Genomic DNA, 23,028 nt, shown 5'->3' with positions numbered 1-23,028 from the left:
TGCTCGCGAAAGCGGTGTATCAGTCGACATCTGCTGTGACTGACACACCGCTTTCGCGAGCAAGCCCGCTCCCACATGGTTCTGTGTTCCTTCAGGTGCACCTCTTTCGCGCCCTTCCTCAAGCCAACTCCGTCGGCTCGGCTATAAATAACTACACCACCCCACGCTTGGCACGACCACTGCAACACGCCCCCGCGTCACTCATTCAGCAAGGAACGCCCCATGACGCAGAACGATCCCGGCAACGATTACCCCCTCAGCGAAGTCCCGATGCATGCCCGCAAAGGCCTGGCCTCAACGGCCATGGTGCTGCTGGGTTTCACCTTTTTTACCGCGACCATGTTTGCCGGCGGCAAGCTCGGTGTGGCGTTCAGTTTCGGCGAGATGATGGCGGTGATTATCGTCGGCAATCTGCTGCTGGGGATCTACGCTGCCGGCCTGGGTTACATCGCCTTCAAGAGCGGTCTGAACTCGGTGCTGATGGGACGCTTTTGCTTCGGTGAAGTGGGCAGCAAGCTCAGCGACCTGATCCTCGGCTTTACCCAGATCGGCTGGTACGCCTGGGGCACAGCCACTGCCGCCGTGGTGCTGGGCAAGTATTTCGAATTGAGCGAGGGCACCGTTCTCGGGCTGATGGTGCTGTTCGGCCTGGTGTTTTGCGCGACCGCGTATGTGGGTTATCGCGGCCTGGAGATTCTGTCGTACATCGCCGTACCGGCGATGATGTTGCTGCTGATGCTGTCGATGTGGGTGGCCACGGTGAAGGTCGGCGGCCTCGACGGATTGCTCGCGGTAGTCCCGACGGGAACACTGGATTGGTCGACTGCGATTACCCTGGTGTTCGGCACCTTTGTCAGCGGCGCAACCCAGGCAACCAACTGGACGCGTTTCTCCCGTTCAGCCCGCGTCGCGGTGCTGGCGAGCCTGATCGGCTTCTTCATCGGCAACGGCCTGATGGTGTTGATCGGGGCCTATGGCGCCATCGTCTACCAGCAACCGGACGTGGTCGAAGTGTTGCTGTTGCAAGGCTTCGCCATGGCGGCGATGGCGATGTTGCTGCTCAATATCTGGAGCACCCAGGACAACACCATCTACAACTTCGCCGTCGCCGGTTGCAACCTGCTGCGCACTGGCCGTCGCAAAACCGTGACCCTGGCAGGCGCGGTGATCGGCACGCTGCTGGCACTGCTGGGCATGTACGACATGCTGGTGCCCTACCTGATTCTGCTGGGCACTGTGATTCCGCCGATTGGCGGCGTGATCATGGCGGACTTCTTCTACCGCTATCGTGGTCAATATCCACGTCTGGCCGATGCCCGTTTGCCGGCGTTCAATTGGCCCGGTTTGGCCGCCTACGCAGTCGGCACCGTGACCGCGTTCAGTTCACCGTGGGTCGCGCCGCTGGTAGGAATTGCCGCTGCCGCGTTAACGTATGTGGTACTGACCGGCGTGCTGGGTGCCCGGACTGCCAATGCACCATTACAAGATCTATAAAAGGATTCGCCTGATGCACATCATCAATGCCCGCCTGCGCAACCAAGATGGCCTGCATGAGTTGCACCTGGAAAACGGCCTGATCAGCAACATCGCCCGACAGACCGAAGCCCCGACCCTGGGCCCCGATGATCTGGACGCCGGCGGCAACCTGGTGGTGCCCCCCTTCGTCGAGCCACACATCCACCTCGACGCTACGCTCACCGCCGGCGAACCGCGCTGGAACATGAGCGGCACGCTGTTCGAAGGCATCGAGTGCTGGGGCGAGCGCAAGGTGACCATCACCGAAGAGGACACCAAAACCCGCGCCAAGAAAACCATCCAGACCCTCGCCGCCCACGGCATCCAGCACGTGCGTACCCACGTCGACGTCACCGACCCGCAGCTCACCGCGCTCAAGGCGATGCTCGAAGTGCGTGAGGAAAGCCGTCATCTGATCGACATGCAGATCGTTGCGTTCCCACAGGAAGGCATCGAGTCGTACCGCAACGGTCGCGAGTTGATGGAAGAAGCGATCCGCATGGGCGCCGATGTGGTCGGCGGTATTCCGCATTTCGAGTACACCCGCGATCAAGGCGTGAGTTCAGTCAAATTCCTGATGGACCTGGCCGAGCGCACCGGTTGCCTGGTGGATGTGCATTGCGATGAAACCGACGACCCACACTCGCGCTTTCTTGAGGTGCTGGCTGAAGAAGCCCGCAGCCGCGACATGGGCTCACGGGTCACCGCCAGCCACACCACGGCGATGGGCTCTTACGACAACGCTTACTGCGCCAAACTGTTTCGCCTGCTCGGGCATTCGGGGATCAGTTTTGTCTCCTGCCCCACCGAAAGCATTCACCTGCAAGGGCGCTTCGACAACTTCCCGAAACGCCGTGGCGTGACCCGAGTGAATGAGTTGCTGGAAGCGGGGATGAACGTGTGTTTTGGTCAGGACTCGATCGTCGATCCGTGGTACCCGCTGGGCAACGGAAATATCTTGCGAGTGCTCGAAGCCGGCCTGCACATCTGCCACATGCTCGGTTACCGCAACCTGCAAAGCGCGCTGGACCTGGTCACCGACAACAGCGCCAAGGCCATGAACCTGGGTGATCGTTATGGACTGGAACGCGGGCGGCCAGCGAATTTGCTGATTCTGTCGGCGGACAGCGATTACGAGGTGATCCGCAGCCAAGGCCTGCCGCTGTATTCGGTGCGCGATGGCAAGGTGTTGATGAAGCGGCAGATGCCGGTGGTGGAGTTCTTCGGCGATCAGAGCTGAGATTTGCGTTGGCTGGGCTGACGCCTTCGCGAGCAAGCCCGCTCCCACATTGGATCTTCTGTGGACACAAGTAGTGTGCAACACACAGATCAACTGTGGGAGCGGGCTTGCTCGCGAAGGCGATCTAACAATCAACTCATCAACCGCGCCGTACCAAACAACCTGACCCGACTCAACTCACCCTGCTCCTCCTCCAGAAGAATCGGTGCAGTACCCCCAGGCATGACCACCTTCACCTCCCCGGCACTGACCCAACCCACCCGCCACGCCGCGCAAGCCACCGCACTGGCGCTGGTGCCCGACGACGCCGTCGGCCCTTCTCCGCGCTCGAATACCCGCGCGACGACTCGCCCTTCAGACTCATGCATCGCCCATTGCAGATTCACCCCAGCAGCACACGGCTCCCCCGCCCCGGTCGGTGTGGCGTAAGCGATACGCGTCAACCCTTCGGACAACCCCGGCTCACGCATCTGCTCATTGCTCGGCAATGCATCGGCGTTGTCTAAAAGCGTCACACAATGCGGATTGCCGATACGCACGAACTGGCTGCGAGACCAGGAGGAATCAAGCGCCGACAACGCCTGCACATGGCAGACAGCGCGATCGTTCAACAGCACATCATCAACCCCTTTTGCCCCCACCGCGTCAGGCCCGAACGAGGGTCTGCCCAGATCCAGCCAAAACCCTTTCACACCCTCGACCTCGGCCGGTTTCACCGACGTGCCCACCGGTGAAACCGCATCAGCCTTGTCGTGATGAACCCTGAGCAAACAAACCTCGTCCCCCGGCAGCAGCCCTTGTTCACTCAGAGCTTGAGAGAAAATCGTCAATCCATTGCCACTGCGCTCGGCAAGAGTGCCGTCGGTGTTGACGATCAGCAGGTCAAACGGTGGCGAGTCTTGAAACGGCCCGATCAGTAAGCCATCGCAGCGATGATCCTTGCTGCCTGGCGGTTGTGTGCCGGGTGCCCAGCCACAGAAGGCCTCGATAGCCGAAACCGTCCATGCCGCACGAATTTGCGCAGCGCGACTGGCCTGCTCGGGCAGATCGATACCGCCCCGGCGCACGGCGTCAGGCGCCACAACCGCATAGATATTGCCTCGAGCATCGTAGAACGGCGTCATGGATCGGTCCTGAAGTCAGCCAGAAAATGCCTGTACTTTAGGCGTCAATGTCCGGCGATGAAATACCGCCCGGGCGTAAACGCGCAAGGCGTTCCGCAAGCATTTCCGTTATAGACCGATCACCTCTTATTGCAAACAAATCTGCTGAACCTGTCACTTATGACAGCAGACAATCTTTCTGACCGGGCTCAGAGTGAAATTCTTTATTCATGCTCGGAACACCCCATGAGCAGCAAACACCCAGACTCTCCCATACCCACGCTGTACCGCGAGGGCCGGAAAACCTTTATCGACCTGGTGCCAGACGGAGGCGCCCGCCTGGACGCACTCTTTCGAACGGTTCCGGCCCTGGGTGAGCTGGCGGTCGGCGTTGTTTACGGTTACTTGCATGGCCGTCCGGACTTGGACCCACGTCTGCGCGAAGCGGTATCGTTCGCCGCAATTGTCGCGGCCGGCATGGTGGGGCCACCCTTGAGTGTGCATTTCAAGACGGGGTTGGCTTCGGGGCTCGCACCGGGAGAGATGACAGGGATATTGCTGCAAGCTTCAGCATTCGCCGGTTTCCCGAGAGCCGTGTCCGCGGCCGACCAGCTCAACCGACTGTTTGATGAAGCAGGAATGGTTTCGCCGCCCCCGCCTGCACCGCGCGAGGTGGCGCTGGCGTTTTGCGAGCAAGTTCGCAAGGGCCATTCGCCCATTCCCCTGAGTGCCGCGATCAAACGCCTGTTGCGCCAATCACACCCTCTTTCGGTGCAGGCGACAGCGGCCAAAACCGTGATTATTGAGTGTTTCGACGGTGAGCATTCCCTTCCAGCAGCGCTTTTGCATGTTCAGGTGGAAGGGACTCAGGTCGTCGAGGTGAGGCGTTTTGTTGCTCGTTGACGTCTCGTTACTACGGGAAAAATGCATCGACGTTTTTTTTACCGTCAATTTTCCCCTTCATCGATCGCTGCCCGGATCGCACGATGGAAATGTTGAAGCGCCGGCTCATTTCTGCCGAATGTCAGGTATTGCTGAGCGTGGGATGCGTAGCCTTTTTGTAAATATTTTGCCAATTGAAAGTCTTCGCCATCGACTGTGTCCATAAGAAGGATCATGTTTTTATCCCAATGGGTTTTCTCTTTTGCCGACGTTGGTGCCGCAGGAACGTGCAAAGACACTTCGATCAAGCATTGATCGACACAGCGAGGGCCTGCCGCAAACACCCGCCACACCTCCAGATGATCGCCCTGCCAGACCAGAAGTGTGTTGGGGAACAGCACGTACATAATTGCCGAATGCCGGAGCAAGTCCCATTGCTCTTCGGGCTGATCGAACAGTTCGACGATAGAGCGACGCGGCATGATCAACCGCAGATGCTGCCCACAGCCTTCGAAATGGCTGATGCCCGGTAAAAAGATCGGTAGCACCGTTTGCCGATGCAGAGTTGAAAAATGCCAGTTCTCCAGAAACGTATCGACAACGACCTTCCAATTAAAGCGCCTGCGTAAACGCCTCGTTTGGTAGTGCGAGTAATGCTGAAAACCAAAACACTGGACCTCATGGGTCAACAGGCCAAGTGTTTGAGCTTCATCGATCTGCCCTCCCGGCGTCGGATGCACCCAGATCAGCCCATGCTGTTCCAGAACACTCAGGCGCGTCAGATTACGCTCGGTGCAACTTAATCCCTCAAAGCTGCCAGGCGGATTCAGTCGCTGCAACTGACCATCCAGACCATAGGCCCAACCGTGATAGGGACAGATCATCGCACCCGCGATGTTCCCCGATCCGTTCAACAGCCTCGCCCCGCGATGTCGGCAAACATTGATAAACGCATTCAATGATCCGTTGTTGTCGCGCACAACCAGAACAGGCACACCGCTTAAATCGTCAGTCAGAAAGTCACCGGGGTAAGCCAATTGACCACCAAGGCCTATCATCAATGGTCGCGAGCCAAACACGTGCTGTTGTTCCTGACGCTGCTGATCGAGGCTCGTATAGGACTCGACAGGATTCAAAAAAATGTCATTGGCCATGCTTGTCTGGCGCTGTTCAATCATCGCCAGCAACGTCCTTGATAGTGAAACCTGAGTGGGATGGTCCATATCGCCTCCAAACTGTCCTGGCAGCAACGTCGTCGATGCATCGAACGCCAACCTTCGTTTTACTCGCAAAAAAAACACGCCGTAACTGTCAGAAGTATCAGGTAGCTCGGGCAGACCAACCGGACAATGTCGGCACTTGCGCTCGCGGCAGAGGGTCACGCTGTGCAACGATGGCGCCCTGCCTGACTGCCAATCCCGCGGACTGAATATCGAACCCTCGCAGGTCGATCACTGTCCCTTGGGTACGCGACGTTTTTTGCCAAGGATTGATATGACCAACCTCAACACTCAAACCGCATTTGTTCCCGGACGCCTGGAACAGATGTCCACGCGCATCGCCTTTTTCATTGCCGGTTTCGGCATCGCCGCGTGGGCGCCGTTGGTGCCTTATGCCAAGGCTCGGGCCGGGCTGGATGAAGGGACGCTCGGTTTGCTGCTGTTGTGCCTGGGGGTGGGGTCGATTCTGGCGATGCCGATGGCGGGGCTTTTGGCCACGCGTTTCGGCTGTCGCCGGGTGGTGAGCGCCGGGGTGTTGCTGATCTGCGCGGCCCTGCCGCTGTTGGCGACGGTGACGTCGATTCCGGCGTTGATTGCTGCGTTGTTCATGTTCGGCGCGGGGCTGGGCACGGTGGATTCGACGGTGAACCTGCAAGCGGTGATCGTCGAACGGGCCAGCGGCAAGACCATGATGTCGGGCTTCCATGGGCTGTTCAGCCTCGGCGGGATTGTCGGTGCGGCGGGCGTCAGCGCCCTGCTCGGCTTCGGGGTTTCACCGCTGGGGGCGACGCTGGTGGTGATCGTGATGCTGCTGATCGCCCTGGCCAAGGCCGCGCCGCACCTCTTGCCTTACGGCAGCGAAAGTTCGGGGCCGGCGTTTGCCGTTCCCCATGGCATCGTGCTGTTCATCGGCGGGATGTGTTTCATCGTGTTCCTCGCCGAAGGCGCGGCGCTCGACTGGAGCGCGGTGTTCCTGGCGCAGGAACGCGGGATCGACACCGCGTATGCGGGACTGGGTTACGCGGCGTTTGCGTTGACCATGACCGTCGGGCGTTTGACCGGTGATTCGATCGTGCGTCGTCTCGGCGCCACGCGGGTGATTGTGCTCGGTGGGTTGACGGCCGCAACGGGCCTGTTTGTGGCGACCTTCGCCCCGAGCTGGGAAGCGGCGCTGGTGGGTTATGCATTGTTGGGGGCGGGTTGTTCGAACATTGTGCCGGTGCTGTACACCGCAGTGGGCAAACAGACGGTGATGCCCGAAAGCGTCGCCGTGCCAGCCATTACCACGTTGGGCTACGCCGGCATTCTCGCGGGGCCTGCGTTGATCGGGTTTATCGCCCATGGCAGCAGTTTGAGTTTTGCCTTCGGGTTGATGGCGGTGTTGCTGGTAGCGGTGGCCATTGGCGGAAAGGTGTTGAAGGTCTAAAAGCATCGCGGGCAAGCCTTGCTCCCACAGGGGATCTTCTGTGAACACAAAATTTGTGTACGGCATGGATCAAATGTGGGAGCGGGCTTGCTCGCGAAAGCGGTGTGTCAGGCGACGTCTTTATCAACTGGACGGCCGCCTTCGCGAGCAAGCCCGCTCCCACAGTGGATCTTCAATGAACACAAAACTTGTGTTCGGCATGGATCAAGTGTGGGCAGCCGGGTCTATCAGAACCCGACGCTGGCCTGCACAAAGAACGTGCGCGGTGCGCCAACGTACATCCCCGAGTTGTTGTCGCTGGAACGCGTGAAGTACTGCTTGTCGAAAATGTTCTTCACCCCGGCACCGACTTTCAAATTCGACAGCTGCGCGCCGAAGTCATAACCGCCGCGCACGTTCCAGGTGACGTAACCCGGGATGTCGCCGTACTGGCCGTCCGCGGTGCCTTCGGTGATGTAGTTGTTGGTGAAACTGCCATCAGCGTTCACAGCCACGCCCGGCGAACGCTGCTTGGACTGGGCAAAGGCATCGAGGTTGTAGGTCCAGCGATTGATGTCGTAACGCAGGCCGGCAGTCGCCACCTGACGCGAGTAGAACGGCAGGTCACGGCCCTTGAAGCCCGGGATCTCGCCTTCATAAACAGCACGCGTGTAGGTGAAACCAGCGTTGGCGGTCAGGCCGTCGAGCCGTGGGTCCAGTGCCGCCATGTCGTAGTGCACCGAGGCTTCGAGGCCCTGGTGCGTGGTCGCGCCGAGGTTGGTCCAGCCCGCATCGTTGCTGATGTATTGCAGCTCTTTATCGAAGTCGATGTAGAACAGCGTCACTTCCCCGCCCCACACATCATTGTTGTAGCGCGTGCCGACCTCGTAGGTCTTGGCCTTTTCCGGTTCCAGGCCATTGGCGGTGTTGTCACCCGCGCCACCCTGGCCCAGCTGGAAATACTGCAGGCTGCCGAACGAGGTTTCGTAGTTGGCGAACAGCTTCCACTCTTCCGAGACGTGATACATCACGCTCAGGGCCGGCAGTGGCTCGTTGCTTTCGATGCTGCGGTTCTTTTCCAGCACCGGTTTGCCGGCGGTGTCGAGCACCGGGCGGTCGTGCCAGTCGGTGCTGATGTGTTCAAAGCGGATGCCGGGGGTGATGGTCCAGTTGCCGACGTCGATTTTGTTATCGACGTACACCGAGTTGGCTTCAGTGCCACCGGTGCGGTCCTGATACACATGACCGTCCGAGCTCTTGGTCACGACCGGCTCGTTGTTGACCAGCGCCAGGCGGCTCGCCTCTTCGTGCATGCCTTCCTTGAGGTAGCGATAACCGACACTGACTTCCTGGGTGGTCGGGCCGACGTCAAACACACGGGAGACCCGCGGTTCAATCCCGAAGGTGTAGTAAGTACGCGGGAACGAGCCGAGGGTTTTCTGATCGCGAGCGGCGATGTTGCTGCCACGGAAGCTGTCGGAATAGTAGGTCAGCACTTCGGCCTGGGTGCGGTCGTCGATCTGTCGTGCCCACTTGAACGAGACGTCCTTGCGGCGGCCACTGAAGTTGTCGTTGTTGCGGTCGGACTGGAACGGATCGGCGTCGTACTGCGCCTGGGTCAGGCCGCCGGGCATGTCGGCGCTGGCGTCGTAGTAGTGAAAGTTGAGGCTGAAATCGTCCACATCGGTGGGTGCCCAGTGGGTCTTGAGGATCACGTCGTCGATGTCGTTGCCGTTGTTGCGTTCACGGTGACCGTTGCCGTTCACGCCCGAGTACAGCAGCGCCATGCCGATGCCGTTGTCCGCGGTGCCGCCGAGAAACGCCGTGTCGATGTGCTTCCAGCCACCGTGCCGGGAGGTTTCCAGGGTCGAGCCGATTTCACCGGTGGCTTTTTCCGGAATCGCGCGAGTGACGAAGTTGATCACGCCACCGACGTTCTGCGGCCCGTAACGTACGGAGCCGGCGCCGCGAACCACGTCGATGCTGTCAAGGTTGCCGGAGGAAATCGGCGCCATGGACAATTGCGGTTGGCCGTACGGGGCGAACGCTGCCGGCACGCCGTCAATCAGCACGGTGGAGCGTGGCGACAGGCGTGAAGTCAGGCCGCGCACGCCGACGTTCAAGGAAATGTCGCTGCCGCCGGTGCCGTTGGCGTCCTGCACTTGCACACCGGGCACGCGCTTCAGCACGTCGCCGACGTTCATCGCGCCCTGCTCGGCCATTGCTTCACGGCGAATCACCGTACGGGCGCCGGGGTGGTTCTGCACCACGGCGGCATCGGCGTCGCCGAGCCAATTGCCGACCACCTTGATGTCGGTCACGCCCAGTTCCAAAGGGCCGTTGGCAGCCGAAATCGGAGCCGGCATCAACGTGACCGAACCTTCGTCGATCTGGTATTGCAGACCGCTGCCTTGCAGCAGTTGGCGCAGCGCGTCTTCCGGCGAAAGGTTGCCGTCCACCGCCGGAGCCTGTTTGCCGGCGACCAGCTCAGGGCTGAAGAACACCTGCAGCGAGGTTTGCTGGCCCAGTTCACTCAGGGCCTGACCCAGGGGTTGCGCCGGAATGTGAATCGCGTCGGCGGCAAAAGCCTGGGGCAACGCCGCGGCGACAGCCAGGGCGAGAGCGAGGCGCAACCAAGGTGATTTGTTGTTTTTAGTGGTGGATTTTTTCACGTCGAACGTAGTCCTGTGGATCGCAAGAGTGTGCGCTTGTTAATGCAAACCAGTTGCAGTTGGACAGGAAGACGATCAACTCGAAAAAAACCTGAATTTATTTTGAAATTATTTCCTGACTGCCGTCATCGAGGGTGCGTACGGCCACCGGCAGAATGCTCGGCAAGGCCTTGAGCAGTGCGTCGGTGTTGTCGGATTTGAACACGCTGGTCAGGCGCAGATTGCCCACTTTGTCGTTGTCGACGGTGAGCGGTTTCTCGCGATAGCGCGAGACTTCCTCGGCGACGTCGCTGAGTCTGGCGTTGGTGAACACCAGTTTGCCGCTGCGCCAGGCGGTCAGCTCGACAGGATTGACCGCGTAGGCAGCGGCCACTTTGCCCTGGGCATCGATGTGCGTGCCGAGGCCGGCCGTGAGGCTGATGAAATCGCTGTCCGCCGCTGTGCGACCCTGAACCTTGACGGTGCCCTGCTCCACCACGACCCGGGTTTGGGCGGTGTCGCGGCGCACATCAAAACGGGTGCCGGTAACCGTGACCTTGCCGCTGCCCGCCTCGACCACGAAGGGCCGGCGGGTGTCGTGCTCGACGCTGAACATCGCTTCGCCCTGCGTCAGCTCGATGCTGCGGCGGTCGTTTTCATAGCGCACCTGAACGCGACTGCGGCTGTTCAGGTCGATCACCGAACCGTCCGGCAACGCCACATGACGTCGCTCGCCCAGGGCAGTGGAAAATTCGGCGGTGTAGATCGCCGGGTGATTCAAACCGCTGAACAACCCCAAGCCGAGCGCGACGGCCAACACACTGGCGGCCACTGCATAACGCACTACCGGACGGCGCTTGTTGCGCGCCGGCGGGGTTTCACACAAGGTTTGCAGACGCGCCGCCGGCAGCAAATCCGCCGCCGACCACAAGCCCTGGAGCAACTGGAACTCGTCGCGATGCTGAGGGTGTTCGTCCAGCCAGGCTTCGAAATGCCGGGCCTCTTCGACATTGATCGCAGGTTCCTGCAAACGCACAAACCATCGCGCCGCCCCGTCGCGAACCATTGTTTGCCCGCACGCACAATCACGAGTATCCATCATGGAAGTTCCTGTTTGGCTGGGGATAAGAAGGCACCGCCGATCATGGCTGCAATCCGTCAAGGCGGTCGCGCAGATGCCGCAGCGTGCGGATCATATACTTTTCCACCATGTTCTTGGACAGACCCAGGCGTTCGGCGATTTCGGCCTGGGTCAGGCCTTCGATCTTCTGCCAGACAAACACCTTGCGGCAGTTGACCGGCAACTCGGTGAGCGCCCGTTCGATGGAGTCAGCCAACTGGATCGCCTGCATGAAATGCTCCGGGTCGCCGGACGACGACACCCTGTGATCAATCGCCTCCGACTCCATGGCGCCCCGACGATCCTCCCGCCGATAACCATCCACCGCGATGTTGCGCGCGGTCTGGTGCAAATACGCCCGAGGTTGTGCAACCGTCGCCGAATCGGACTCAAGCACCCTCACGAAGGTGTCATGGGCCAGGTCCTCGGCCTGCTGACGATTTCTCAGGCGACGGGTCCAGGTCCCGACCAACTCTTCGTAATGCTCGAAAAAGCCGTGTCTGCGGGGCAGCTTGGGGGTCATTGCGGTGTGCTGTGAAGACGGGGTGCGAATAGTAATGCTTCCTATTAACAGGAAGCAATGGGATTAACGGACCGTAGTAGCTGTCGTCCTTCAGAAGAAATGACGAATCCTGCAAATAGATGATTCACCGGGTCTGGCGTTGAGGGCTCCGGGGCCACAAAGGGGGTCTCATGAGGCCATGACCGGTCTCGAACGATACGGTCGAAGGCCCGCGATAACCATCGCGGGCCGTGTTACCGGGTTAACGTGAAGCTACATCCAGTTGGCCGCCAGCACAGGCTGCAATACCTGTTGTTCGGCAGCACCGAAGGTCATGTTTGCAGGTGCCGCCGGCGCGAACGACGCCATGGCCTGGACCAGGTGCTCGACATCACTGCCCAACAACCGATGGCGATCTCCAGTCATGATGTCGCGTGGACGTTCTGGGGTATCGGCATACCAGTTATGCAGCGTGACCTCCTGCTTGCTGCCAATGACCGAGATCTGCAGGTCCCGCCCTTCGTGCTGGAACCACAGACGATCAGGGCTGATGTCCTTACCGAACACCAACTGCCCCATCCCCCCGCTGAACTCAAGGTCGTTGACCCCGTGCCCGACTTCCACCGTCGGCATGTTGCCGCTCACCAGGACCTTGTTATTGCCATCCCCCAGTTTCACCGCCGTGAAGGACCCGGTGTTGGTAATGGTGTTGTTGCCATGGCCGACCGTGAGTTTGCTGACGTCCCCTGCAATCACGTTGTTGCCATTACCCAGCGTGATCTCGGCCCGACCGCCCGTCACATTCACCTTATTGTCACCGTTGCCGGCAACCACCTTGGCACTGGACGCCTCCACATTGATGGTCTTGCTCTCGTCCCCCACGGTGACATTGGCGAAGAACCCTTTGACCGTCATGACGTTGGGGTCGGTGGCGACCGGCAGAGGGTCCGCTGTCGAAGGTGTTGAACCGCCACGGATTCTGTCCCGGATCGACGCAAACGTGGTGTCCGCCGTTTGCCCGGCGCCCCAGATGTCATCGATCTTCAGGCGCGGATCTTGCAAACTCACGAGGTCTGGAACGGTGACTGGTCGACGCGCCGGGATATCAAGGTCGCGATGAGCGATATCGATCGTCGGGATATCCGGAATGACAATCGGCCGTGGTCTCGGAATATCAACCGGCTCACGCCCGCCCACATCCCGCCCGACCGGACCGATGTCCGGCAGCTTCGACGGCACCAGCGAACCGACACCGCGCTCGGCGAGAATCTGCTCGATGGTTTTGCGTTCCGGGACGGGGACCGTGGTCGCTCCGCGATTCGCATCACGTTCGGCAAGGATCTGCTCGATGGTTTTATGCTCCGGCACTGTCGGGTTCAGGTTGACACCGCGCTCTGCCAGGATCTGCTCAATCGTCTTGGTTTCCGGAAGCTTGAAATCCGGAATCGTGACCGAAGGTCGCAGCACCGGATCAATGGTCGGGACGCTGATGGTCGGGTGCAGGTCAATGGGAGGCAGCGGCGCGACTACCGAAGGTTTGTCGACGCCAGGGCGCTCGACAATCGGCGTCAGCGTTCCTGGTACGGTGACCGTCGGCTGCTCGATCACCGGTGGCACTGGTCCGACCGTTGGCACCACAGCCGGTGCAGGGTCGGCAAAGAGGAAATCCGTCGCACTGATCTGCGCCACATCCAGCGCATCCAGATACAGCAGGTTGGTATTCGAATCGCTGCCCTGGGCACCGATGCGCGTCACATACACCCCGTGAATCTGCGTCAGGCCATTGAAGGTCGCGCGGTTCTTGTGCTCGATGATCAACTGACTGAAATCGGTGACGCCGGTCTGGCGCAAGTCGATCTTGTCGATGCCGTGACGGAACCCGCGCAAGGCGTTGTTGTAATCCTTGACGCCAGACTGGGCCGCCACCACGAACACATCCGAAGTCGCGCTGTCATGGCTGTAGATCGTACCGTTGAGCGAAGCCAACGGTTTGCCCTGGGCATCGCTGCTGTACATCACGCCTTTGCTGCCACCGTTAAGCACCACGGTGCCCAGCCCCTCTTGCGGCTTGACCGCCGAAGCGTCGCTGTTGACGTAAGCCGTCGGCGCGACAAAGGTGTCCTGGAACTTGAAGTTCGCTGCACTGAGGCCGGCAAGCGCCTGGTTCTTCAGGATGAGGCTCTGGCCCTTGCCCAGGTCCACCTTGACGTCCGCGCCCTGCTGCGTCAGCACCAGATCCGCGAACGTCTTCCCTGCAAAGCCCACCAGATCGACGATTTCACCGCGAGCGGCCTCGAAGTTGCCGAGGGTATCGCTGCCCGCCTCACGGCGATGGACCACAAAGATGTCCTTGCCCGCACCGCCCGTCAGCGTGTTGTTGCCACGCCCGCCGTCGAGCAAGGCATCGGAATTGCCGGCCACCAGTGTGTCGTTGCCATCGCCAGTGACGATGTTCTGAATGCCCGACGGATTTTTCACTGTCAACGCCGCGCCGCCGATGCTGGCGACACCGGTCAGCAGGTTGACCGAGCTATCCCCCGAAACAGCCGCCGCATTGAGAGTATTGCGCCCGCCCGCCAGACCATTGACCGCGTCATCCAGCACCGCGCGATCAGCCTGCCCGACCACCGACTTGAGGTATTCATCGGTGTAGAAATAGGTGTCGTCCGCCGTGGTTTTGCTGCCGTACAAACGCAGCGACCAGGCGTTGAGCGTCACCGGCAGACCGGATGCCGAATCGGTTACTTGCAGCGTCCAGTTACCCGCCGAACGCTCACCGAAGTCATGGGTCGACATGAAGGTGTACTTGAACGACCCGGACTGCGTGCTGCCGACGTCGGAGGCACTGGCGCCCGACATGCCATCCGGGGCTTTGCCCTGACGATTGAGCAACACGCTTTGGGTTCCATCGGGGGAGATCAGCTTGAGCGTCAGATCGCCCAGACGCCCGACCTGGGCATCAAAGTCGATTTCGACGTGCTCGACATTCAAACCGGCCTGCATCGCGATGGACGATGTCAGCGTCGCGCCCGCGGCCAACGGCTTGCCGAGCGCACCGCTGGAGGCACTGTAGACGAACTCGTTGGCGCTGGTGCTCTGGGTCATCCAGGCTTCGGACAAGCGCACGGCGGCCCGTGCATCGACTTCACCAAAACCGTAGTCGTTGCTGGTGTGCATGCCGCCACCGTTCCAGCCGTGGGCAGCGTTATCGCGCCATTGGGTGGACGAGTCGTTGATCTTGCGCGCCGACAACGCCAGGATCTGCTGCACATCGCGATAACCCAGATTCGGGTTGGCTTCGAGCATCAACGCAACAATGCCGGAGACAATCGGCGCGGCAAAACTGGTGCCTTGCATGCTGGAGTAATCGTTGCCGAACGTGGAGCCGCGTTCGGTTTCCAGCATGTGGCTGGTGGACACGACATTGCTGCCCGGTGCCGACACCAGAAGGCTCGCACCCGGGTTGGAAAATGGCGAGGAGCCAATCTGCAAGGTCGACAGATCGCCCTGTGCGTTGATCGCACCCACTTCTACCGAGAAGCGATTGTTGTTGGTCAGCGAACCCTGGGCATTGCCACCGGTAGCACGGCTGTTGCCGCCCGCTGCAACGATGATCGTACCCAGGCCGCCACGACCGTTACTCGCCGCGTACTGCGCATTCATGCTCAGCGCAGTGGCGGTGGTGAAGTGGCCGTCCTGATAACTGCTGAGGGCGAAGTCATTGCTGAAGCCCCAGCTGTTGTTGGCAATGTCGAAGCTGACCATGTGCCCCAGTCCCGCCAGGTCATCGCCCTTGCCGGCCAGGTAGTAACCACCGAGTTTCGCGTCGTAGGCCACGCCCACGCCGCCGATGCCATTCTTCGCGCCGACCATCACGCCCGCCACCATCGTCGCGTGGTTGGATACCAGCCCCGGCAAGGTGCCGTTGGTCTTTTGCGTTTGCAGCCAGGCCTGATCGATATTCGGTGCCAGGTCAGGGTGCGCGACATCAAAGATTTCCGGCGCGGTGGCGAACTGGCCACCCGGCTCGAATTGACCGATGCGCACGCCTTTGCCGGTGTAGTCCTTCCAGACCGGCAGCACACGGGTGTCGCTCAAGTACCATTGCTGAGCCGCCAAAGGATCAAGCGGCACCTCTGGCGTCAGCAGGGTCACACCGGCACGCATCGGCGCCGTCTGGCCGCTGCCGAGGTCCACCACCGACGCCGAAAGATTACCCGCCGCATCGGCCACACCGTACTTGAAGCTGATCAGACCGGTGTAACGCGCGTCCGGGGTGAACAACACATCGCCCTGGGCGGTGAGGCTGACCGTGCCGCCGACCGCGTCACCGACGTTGGCAATATGCAGCGCGCCCTGACTGTTAAGGCGCTGATCGTTGGCCAACAGGCTTTCAGCACTGATCAGATGCGCCTGCGTGCGATCGAACGCCTTGCCGGCCTTGTCGAGCGTGAGCACATCCGCCACTGGCATCGCGTTGGGAGTCAGCAGGTCAACGGCGGAAATGTCCGAGAAGTTGAGCTTCTGGATGTTGCTCAGCGTCACCGTGCCGTCACGCCCGGCGACCTTGTCGGCCACTTCATAACCGGTCGCGGTGCGGGTGATACGGTAGTCGCCATGGGTACCGTGCAGCGTGACCAGGTTGATCCCGCCATCACCGTCGATGGTCGCGTTGCCGTGGCCGACTTCGATGATGTCGTTACCGGCACCGCCGTAGATTTTATCGGCGCCGCCACCGGCATGGATGATGCTGCCGCCTTCGGAGGCATAAATGGTGTCGCCCTGGGGCCCGGCATAAATCACCGCTTTGCCGCTGCCGCCGATGATGGTGTTGTGGCCGGTGCCGCCGACCAGCACGTCGTTGCCCGAGCCACCCACCAACGTCGAGTTGCCCGAACCGCCCTTGATGAAGGCACTGCCGGTACCACCGCTCATGATCGTGTCGTTGCCGCCACCGCCTTGGGCGATGGTCAGGCCAGCGCGGGCCATGTTCAGCACGACGCCTTTGTCACCGACGATAATCGCCGTGTCGTGACCGCCATTGCCATGGATGTTGGTCGGGTTGTCCGAGGCGCTGATGACAAACACATCATCGCCCACGCCGCCGTTGTAGGTGTTGCTGCCCACCCCGCCCACCAGCCAACCACCGGCCGGCGCCACGATCAAGGTATCGTCGCCGCTGCCGCCATACAGGTTGTTCACGCCCAGTTGTGCCGCATCCAGGGTTTCACCGGTGGTGCTCTGGCTGGCATAAGCGCTGGTGGTGCGGCTGTTGCTGCCGCTGGTGGTCGAGGTCACCCGCGTACCGGTGCCTTGGCTGGTCACGACATTGCTGACCGGATCCCCCAGAAAATCCACCGCCAACGCTTCCTGGCTCTTGCCATTCATCGTGAACGAACCGGTGGCGAGCACCTTGTTACCGTCGCGCATCTCAGCTTGAGGAGATGCCACCGCACGGACGTTGATCTGGGTGATTCCCAGTTCGGCCAGCGTCTTGAGTTCACCGCCATCGACTTTGGCGTCATGCGTGCCGTCAACCCAGACGCGCAACTTGCTCCAGATCGGATCGCGCTGATCGATCACGCCATCCTTGTTCGCATCTTCACTGGCCAACGCCGCGAAACCGTCCTTGAACTTTGCCTCGCCCGCCGCGCCGTTGACGCCGACCTTGCCGCCGTAATACTCGGAGAACATCTGGCTGACGTCTTTGACCTGGCCACTGCCATCGTCAATCACCAGCATGCCCGTGGTGCGATCCGCCCAGCCGCTGCGTTTGAGCGTGCCACTGTGGTCGGTATCAAACAGCACACCGTCGCGAATGTCGGTCATGTGCACGCCATTGCCGGTCAGGTCCAGCAACAGCGGGTCGACGTACGTGTTGAAGGTCGACATTGCCGACAAACCGTTCAGGGTGACCGCACTGCGCAGGCTGAAATCCGGCTTTGTTGCGCTCGGGGTTGGGTAGAACTGCGACAGGTAAGTGTTGGGGCGAGCGTTGGGGTCCAGCTGCATCTCACCAGGGCGGACACCGCCAGAGGCAAGACTGGCCATCTGGGTGGAGGTGAAATCGGTTTTATTGAGCATGCCGCCGACAGCGAAGACGCTGTGCGTCGCCGAGTTTTGAACGAAGCCGTTGGCGACGTCTTGCTGGACTTTGCTTTCACCCTGGATGTGTTGTTGGGGTTGGGGGGATGGGTTGATGTCGATGTTGATCAAGTTTGTAGATGCCGGGTTCAAGGGCACACTGACAGGCGCATCCGCCGAACCGTCAAAAAGACGGTAAAGAACATCTGGAAGTAACTTACCCATTTCGCGAGCGAGCTTCCACTTTGGATAAGAGTCGAGCGGCGTGTCTCTGTCCAGAAAGCGGTTGATACCGGCAGAGTTCTGCAGGACTGCGATAACAAGATGCTTGCTGTATTCGGCTTTGGAATCACCGGTTATCTGCACATAATCGTGCCCCAACCCGCCAAGCACTGGCCAAAGAACGTCACCGATAGTCCCAGCCCAGTTCCAGCGTTGGAGATCTAACCCCTGCACAGCCGAATTGACGTCTGCGTTAATAATCTCCTGAATGGGCGGCATCCCTCTAGCACCCAGCACATGCGTAGATACCTCTAACGCTAAGTCATCCGAGGCCTTTTGGAAATTGGCATCCGTTAAAAGCCGTCCTGTCGTCGCCACTGCAAATTTCATGGAGCCACGAACAACATCACTTTGAAACGTTCGGTCGTTTGAGTTAATCGATTTTGCAGCATCCAGCCATGTGGCGATGGACTTCATTTCCGCAAGAGCTGTTGGATCCTGCGAGGCCTTTATCTCTCGGGTCACAATTTCATGCATATACCCGTACACCGCCGGATAATTTTTCTGCTCCTGAAACTGTTTTAATTTTACTAGCTCTTCCGAACTGAAATTAACGACATTCATCCATAAACCCTTAGTTAACTATTACTTGCTTAAGAAAGCTCATAACAAACCTATCCATCGACCTTATATCTTCATACTTACGCGCATACTGATAAGACACCCGTAAATCTTTAAACAAACGCTTTGCCAGCCAGAAACGCTTATGATCTGTAGCGAATACAGTTTCGCCTTCACCTCCGTCAAAAGTTCTAGTAGTAAGCCCCCCATAGTCGTAAAACTTGACACCTTCAATTATTTTCGAAGGTATCTCGCCTTCTAAAAATGCACCTTCTTGAAAAGAAGAACGTAAAATCGGAAACATTCGAATCGTGACAACCGAGTTATCCACCCGCGGCCTTACCACTTTCATGCTGGGATACTCAATGGAAATGGTAAAAACATCACCACCATAATCAATCAACCGACAATCTTCAGGAGTCATATAAAACCGAAATACTCTTCCTGACTTTTCGCTATCTGAAAATCCACAACCGGGAAAATCATCGCCATTCGATGCCGAATAGATTTCCATATATGGATTGTCTTTAGGCTCCGGTATCAAGCAATACAAAAACAGCACGCTAGCTGCTCCAACCCCCAACCAAAATAGCAATCGCTTTACATAACCATTCATTATTGACCCTTAACAAATTTAACCTCAAAGAAACTTCAAAGGGGACAGATTTATTTTTCTGGAGTTGATCCAGACTTAAAATACATCTATCCCCTTTTAGCTTCTCCCTTTTTTGCGTATCGGAGATCCCCCAATTACCGTTCCCTCAAACTCTCATCCATATGCTGTTGCAACGGACTCAAAAAGTACTCGATCACCCGCCGCTGATCGGTCTTCACTTCCGCCGTCACCGACATCCCCGGCGACAGCGCCACGCGTTGGCCGTTGATCATCAAATGGTCGGTTTTCAGGCGGATGCGGCTGCTGTAGATCGGCCCGCGTTTTTCATCGTCGATGGCGTCGTTGGAGACGCTGAGGACTTCACCGGCGACGGTGCCGTATTTGGTGAAGGTGAACGTTTCGACCTTGACCGTGACTGGTTGGCCGGCGCGGACGAAGCCCACGTCCTTGTTTTCCAGCATGGCTTCCACTTCCACCGGTTGGTCGGCGGGCACGATGACCATCAGTGGCTGGGCCTGGGTGACGACGCCGCCGACGGTGTGGATCGCCAGTTGCTGGACGGTGCCGTCTACCGGGGCGTTGAGGCTGGTGAGGGTTTCCTGGTAGCGGGCCTTGGCCAGTTCCTCGACCAGGCTGGCAGCTTTTTGGTTGGCTTGCTGTTGCAGGTCGAGCATGGCGCGGCGATTTTGCGCGACGACGCCTTCGCGCCGACGCCGCGCTTCGCCTTGCGCGGCGGTGGATTGCAGGACGCTGGCCTGCTGCACGCTCAATTGGCGTTGCAGGTCGAGGCGCGCCTGTTCTTTTTCCAGGTATTCGTGGCGTGCGACGTATTGTTGCGCGAGCAGGCGCTGGTAGTCCTCGGCCAGTTGCGTGGCAATCGGCACGGTCTGCCGAAGGCTCGCTACCTGGGCCTGGGCGGACTGGATTTCGGCGTTGCGCTGGAGGATTTCCGCGTCGACCAGTTCCAGGCTGCTGCGGTATTCCTGGTACTGACCTTGCAGCCAGCGCTGGGCGCTGAGCACCTGCTGCGGATCGGCGTCGGCAATCGCCCCGATAAGTGATGCCGGCGATTTTTGCTGATTGATCGCGTCGAGCATCGCCGTACTGCGGGCACCGTCGATGCGGGCGGCGAGCAAGTCGCTTTGAATGCGTCTGACGTCGGCGTCGGCGGCCGTCGGGTCGAGTTCGACCAGCAATTCGCCGACTTTCACCGCCTGACCGTCGCTGACATGAATGGCCCTGACCACCGCTGTTTCACTGGACTGAATCAGCTTGGTCTTGCCACTTGGCACGATCTTGCCGGAGGCCACCGCCACCACTTCGATCTTGCCCACGCACGCCCACAGCAGCGCCAGCACGGCGAAGCCCATGATGCTCCAGACGAAGATCCGTGGCGCCGGGTGCACGGGGGTGTCCTGCAACTCCAGCGCGGCCGGGAGAAACTGTGCTTCATGGGGCAAGCGCTGCACGCTGTCCATCTGTTTGCGCTGGCGCCAGGATTCGCGCCAGGCGTGGCGGTAACGCTGCATTAACGAAGGCGTTGCGCTCATGGGAAATCGATCCTTGAATCCGGACTACAGTGAGTGCCGCCGCGCCCGATATCAGGCGCGGTCGACAAACCAATGACGAGTGATTGAAGGGCTGCTTCAGCCCTGTTGCATTCGGTGCAGGCGCGAATAGTGGCCAGCCTGATGGGTGAGCAATTCGGCATGACTGCCCTGCTCGACGATTTGCCCGCGATCGACCACCAGAATGCGATTCGCATCGCGTACCGCCGACAACCGGTGCGCGATGATGATTACCGTGCGACCCGCGCAGATGCTTTGCATGTTCTGCTGGATGATCCGCTCAGACTCGTAGTCCAGAGCGCTGGTGGCCTCGTCGAAAATCAGAATTCGCGGGTTGCCGATCAAGGCACGGGCGATGGCCACCCGCTGGCGCTGACCGCCGGACAGCGAAGTGCCGTGTTCGCCGACCATGGTGTCGTAGCCTTCGGGCAGTTCCAGAATGAACTCGTGAGCGCCGGCCATGCTCGCCGCGTGCATCACCGCTTCGAGCGGCGCGCCCGGATCGCTCAGGGCAATGTTTTCGCGGATGCTGCGGTTGAACAGCATGTTGTCCTGCAGCACCACGCCGATCTGCCGGCGCAGGGAGGAAACGTCCGCCAGGGCCAGGTCCATGCCATCGACCAACACCCGGCCGCGCTCGGGCACGTACAAACGCTGAAGCAGCCGCGTCAGGGTGCTTTTACCGGAGCCGGAACGCCCCACGACACCAATGACCTCACCGGCCGCGATCTGCAGGCTGACCCCACGCAGGACTTCCGAGCCATCGGCGCGATAACGGAAATGCACCTGGTCGAATTCAATCAGCCCCCGCAGCGGTGGCAACGCACTGCGCGTGGCCTGGGACAGTTCGGTGCGGGTGTTGAGGATGTCGCCCAGACGCTGCACTGAAACGCCGGTTTGCTGGAAGCTGGTCCACAACTGGGCCAGGCGCATGATCGGCCCGCTGACGCGACCGGCGAGCATGTTGAAGGCAATCAGTTCACCCACTGACAGTTGGCCGTCGATGACCAATCGAGCACCCAGCCACAGGGTCGCGACCGTGACCAGTTTGCCGATCAACGACACGCTTTCATTGGCGATGGTCGACAGAGTCTGGGTCTTGAAACCGGCGGCGACATAGGCCGCCATCTGGTTGTCCCACTTGCGGATGGCCTGAGGCTCGACCGCCATGGATTTCACGGTATCGATGCCGTTCACGGTCTCCACCAGAAACGCCTGATTCTCCGCGCCGCGGGTGAAGCTGTCCTGCAAGCGGGCACGCAACAGTGGCGTGACGAATAGCGAGACCAGCACGTACAACGGCAATGACATCAGCACGATCAGTGTCAGCCAACCGCTGTAATAGAACATCACCAGGACGAACACCACGGAGAACAGCACGTCCAGCAACAAGGTGATGGCATTGCCGGTAAGGAAGCTGCGAATGTTCTCCAGCTCACGCACCCGGGCCACCGAATCACCGACGCGCCGGGCCTGGAAATACGCCAAGGGCAGGTTGATCAGATGCCGGAACAACCGCGAGCCCAACTCAACGTCGATACGGCTGGCGGTATGGGCAAACACGTAGCTGCGCAACCCGCTCAGCGCGGACTCGAACAGCATGATGCCCAACAACCCGGCGGCGATCACGTCGAGGGTGGTCAGGCCGTGATGCACCAGCACCTTGTCCATCACCACCTGGAAAAACAACGGCGTGACCAGCGCAAACAGTTGCAAGGCAAAGGACACCAGCAACACTTCGCCGAGCAACTTGCGGTATTTGACGATGGCCGGAATGAACCAGGTGAAGTCGAACCGCGAGGTTTCACCCGGCAGGCCTGACTCGGAACGCACCAGCAAAAGTTCGCCGGTCCAGCGCGCCGCCAGGTCTTCGAAGGAGATGACTTCAGGGCGCTCCGCACGCGGATCCTGAATCAGCGCCTTGCCTTGATCCAGCTTGGCAATGATGAAAAACGTGCCGTCGCCATTGGCCGCAATCGCCGGCAGCGGCGTGCGGTCCAGACGGGCGATGGTGGTGTTGACCGACTTGGCCTTGAGCCCCAGCTTGCGTGCGGCGAGCAGCAGTTCCCGGGACGTGAACAACTGTTGCGCGGGGGCGAATTCGTGGGCCAATTGCTCGGCGGAGGCTGCCACCGAATGAAACCGGGCCAACATCACCAGACACACAAGACCTGTGTCTGCCATGGGCGACTCAGCGCCCCTTCCTTCATTGCTCATAAGCTTCCATGCCTGCCGTGAACGGCAAAAAATTCCTCAATCTTTCAATAGGTTATATCAAC

At 59.8% G+C, this 23,028-nt stretch carries 13 protein-coding genes; 4 read left to right on the top strand and 9 right to left on the bottom strand.

The annotated features are described in order from the left end of the window. Positions 1-222: 222 nt before the first annotated feature. Complete coding sequence (codB, locus tag KGB03_RS22320; RefSeq protein ID WP_218535561.1) at positions 223-1,494, top strand: cytosine permease; 1,272 nt, start codon at positions 223-225, stop codon at positions 1,492-1,494. 13 nt (positions 1,495-1,507) lie between these two features. Continuing rightward, on the top strand, positions 1,508-2,755 hold the full coding sequence (codA, locus tag KGB03_RS22315) for a cytosine deaminase (protein WP_123368400.1): 1,248 nt from the start codon (positions 1,508-1,510) through the stop codon (positions 2,753-2,755). A gap of 131 nt (positions 2,756-2,886) precedes the next feature. Here the strand turns inward: codA and KGB03_RS22310 are convergent, their stop codons facing one another. Continuing rightward, positions 2,887-3,879, bottom strand: coding sequence for a diaminopimelate epimerase (locus tag KGB03_RS22310; RefSeq protein ID WP_223528980.1), 993 nt, complete (start codon positions 3,877-3,879; stop codon positions 2,887-2,889). A 225-nt stretch (positions 3,880-4,104) separates the two neighbouring features. Between KGB03_RS22310 and KGB03_RS22305 the strand changes: the two genes are divergently transcribed. Beyond that, a complete protein-coding gene (locus KGB03_RS22305) occupies positions 4,105-4,761 on the top strand; it encodes a carboxymuconolactone decarboxylase family protein (protein WP_223528977.1) in 657 nt (218 codons plus the stop codon). Between the two features lie 44 nt (positions 4,762-4,805). On the opposite strand, the gene KGB03_RS22300 is transcribed toward KGB03_RS22305, so the two are convergent. Then, positions 4,806-6,122, bottom strand: coding sequence for an aromatic ring-hydroxylating oxygenase subunit alpha (locus KGB03_RS22300; protein ID WP_223528985.1), 1,317 nt, complete (start codon positions 6,120-6,122; stop codon positions 4,806-4,808). Positions 6,123-6,234: 112 nt separating this feature from the next. Between KGB03_RS22300 and KGB03_RS22295 the strand changes: the two genes are divergently transcribed. Beyond that, positions 6,235-7,386 (top strand): MFS transporter, encoded by a 1,152-nt coding sequence (locus KGB03_RS22295; protein ID WP_218535535.1) that lies wholly within the window; start codon positions 6,235-6,237, stop codon positions 7,384-7,386. A gap of 227 nt (positions 7,387-7,613) precedes the next feature. Here KGB03_RS22295 and KGB03_RS22290 read toward each other — a convergent pair whose 3' ends face one another. The 7 genes from KGB03_RS22290 to KGB03_RS22260 form a co-directional block, all read right to left on the bottom strand. Next, positions 7,614-10,037, bottom strand: coding sequence for a TonB-dependent siderophore receptor (locus KGB03_RS22290; RefSeq protein ID WP_223528974.1), 2,424 nt, complete (start codon positions 10,035-10,037; stop codon positions 7,614-7,616). Between the two features lie 97 nt (positions 10,038-10,134). Beyond that, on the bottom strand, positions 10,135-11,118 hold the full coding sequence (locus KGB03_RS22285; protein WP_223528971.1) for a FecR family protein: 984 nt from the start codon (positions 11,116-11,118) through the stop codon (positions 10,135-10,137). A 40-nt stretch (positions 11,119-11,158) separates the two neighbouring features. Beyond that, positions 11,159-11,659 carry a sigma-70 family RNA polymerase sigma factor gene (locus KGB03_RS22280; RefSeq protein ID WP_218535530.1) on the bottom strand — a complete coding sequence of 167 codons (501 nt, stop codon included), beginning with the start codon at positions 11,657-11,659 and terminating at the stop codon, positions 11,159-11,161. 252 nt (positions 11,660-11,911) lie between these two features. Next, positions 11,912-17,947: a S8 family serine peptidase gene (locus tag KGB03_RS22275; RefSeq protein ID WP_223528968.1), complete on the bottom strand. Its 6,036-nt coding sequence runs from the start codon at positions 17,945-17,947 to the stop codon at positions 11,912-11,914. A gap of 631 nt (positions 17,948-18,578) precedes the next feature. After that, positions 18,579-19,181: a hypothetical protein gene (locus KGB03_RS22270; RefSeq protein WP_218535528.1), complete on the bottom strand. Its 603-nt coding sequence runs from the start codon at positions 19,179-19,181 to the stop codon at positions 18,579-18,581. Positions 19,182-19,315: 134 nt separating this feature from the next. Continuing rightward, entirely contained in the window at positions 19,316-20,731 is a 1,416-nt protein-coding gene (locus KGB03_RS22265) for an HlyD family type I secretion periplasmic adaptor subunit (protein WP_218535526.1), read from the bottom strand. Positions 20,732-20,827: 96 nt separating this feature from the next. Continuing rightward, positions 20,828-22,966 (bottom strand): type I secretion system permease/ATPase, encoded by a 2,139-nt coding sequence (locus KGB03_RS22260; RefSeq protein WP_223528965.1) that lies wholly within the window; start codon positions 22,964-22,966, stop codon positions 20,828-20,830. Positions 22,967-23,028 lie beyond the last annotated feature (62 nt).

It is taken from the genome of Pseudomonas sp. BF-B-26 (assembly GCF_019956495.1).
Classification (GTDB): domain Bacteria; phylum Pseudomonadota; class Gammaproteobacteria; order Pseudomonadales; family Pseudomonadaceae; genus Aquipseudomonas.
The sequence above is the reverse complement of the archived record's forward strand: the minus strand, read 5'-3'. Positions and strand labels throughout refer to the sequence as shown.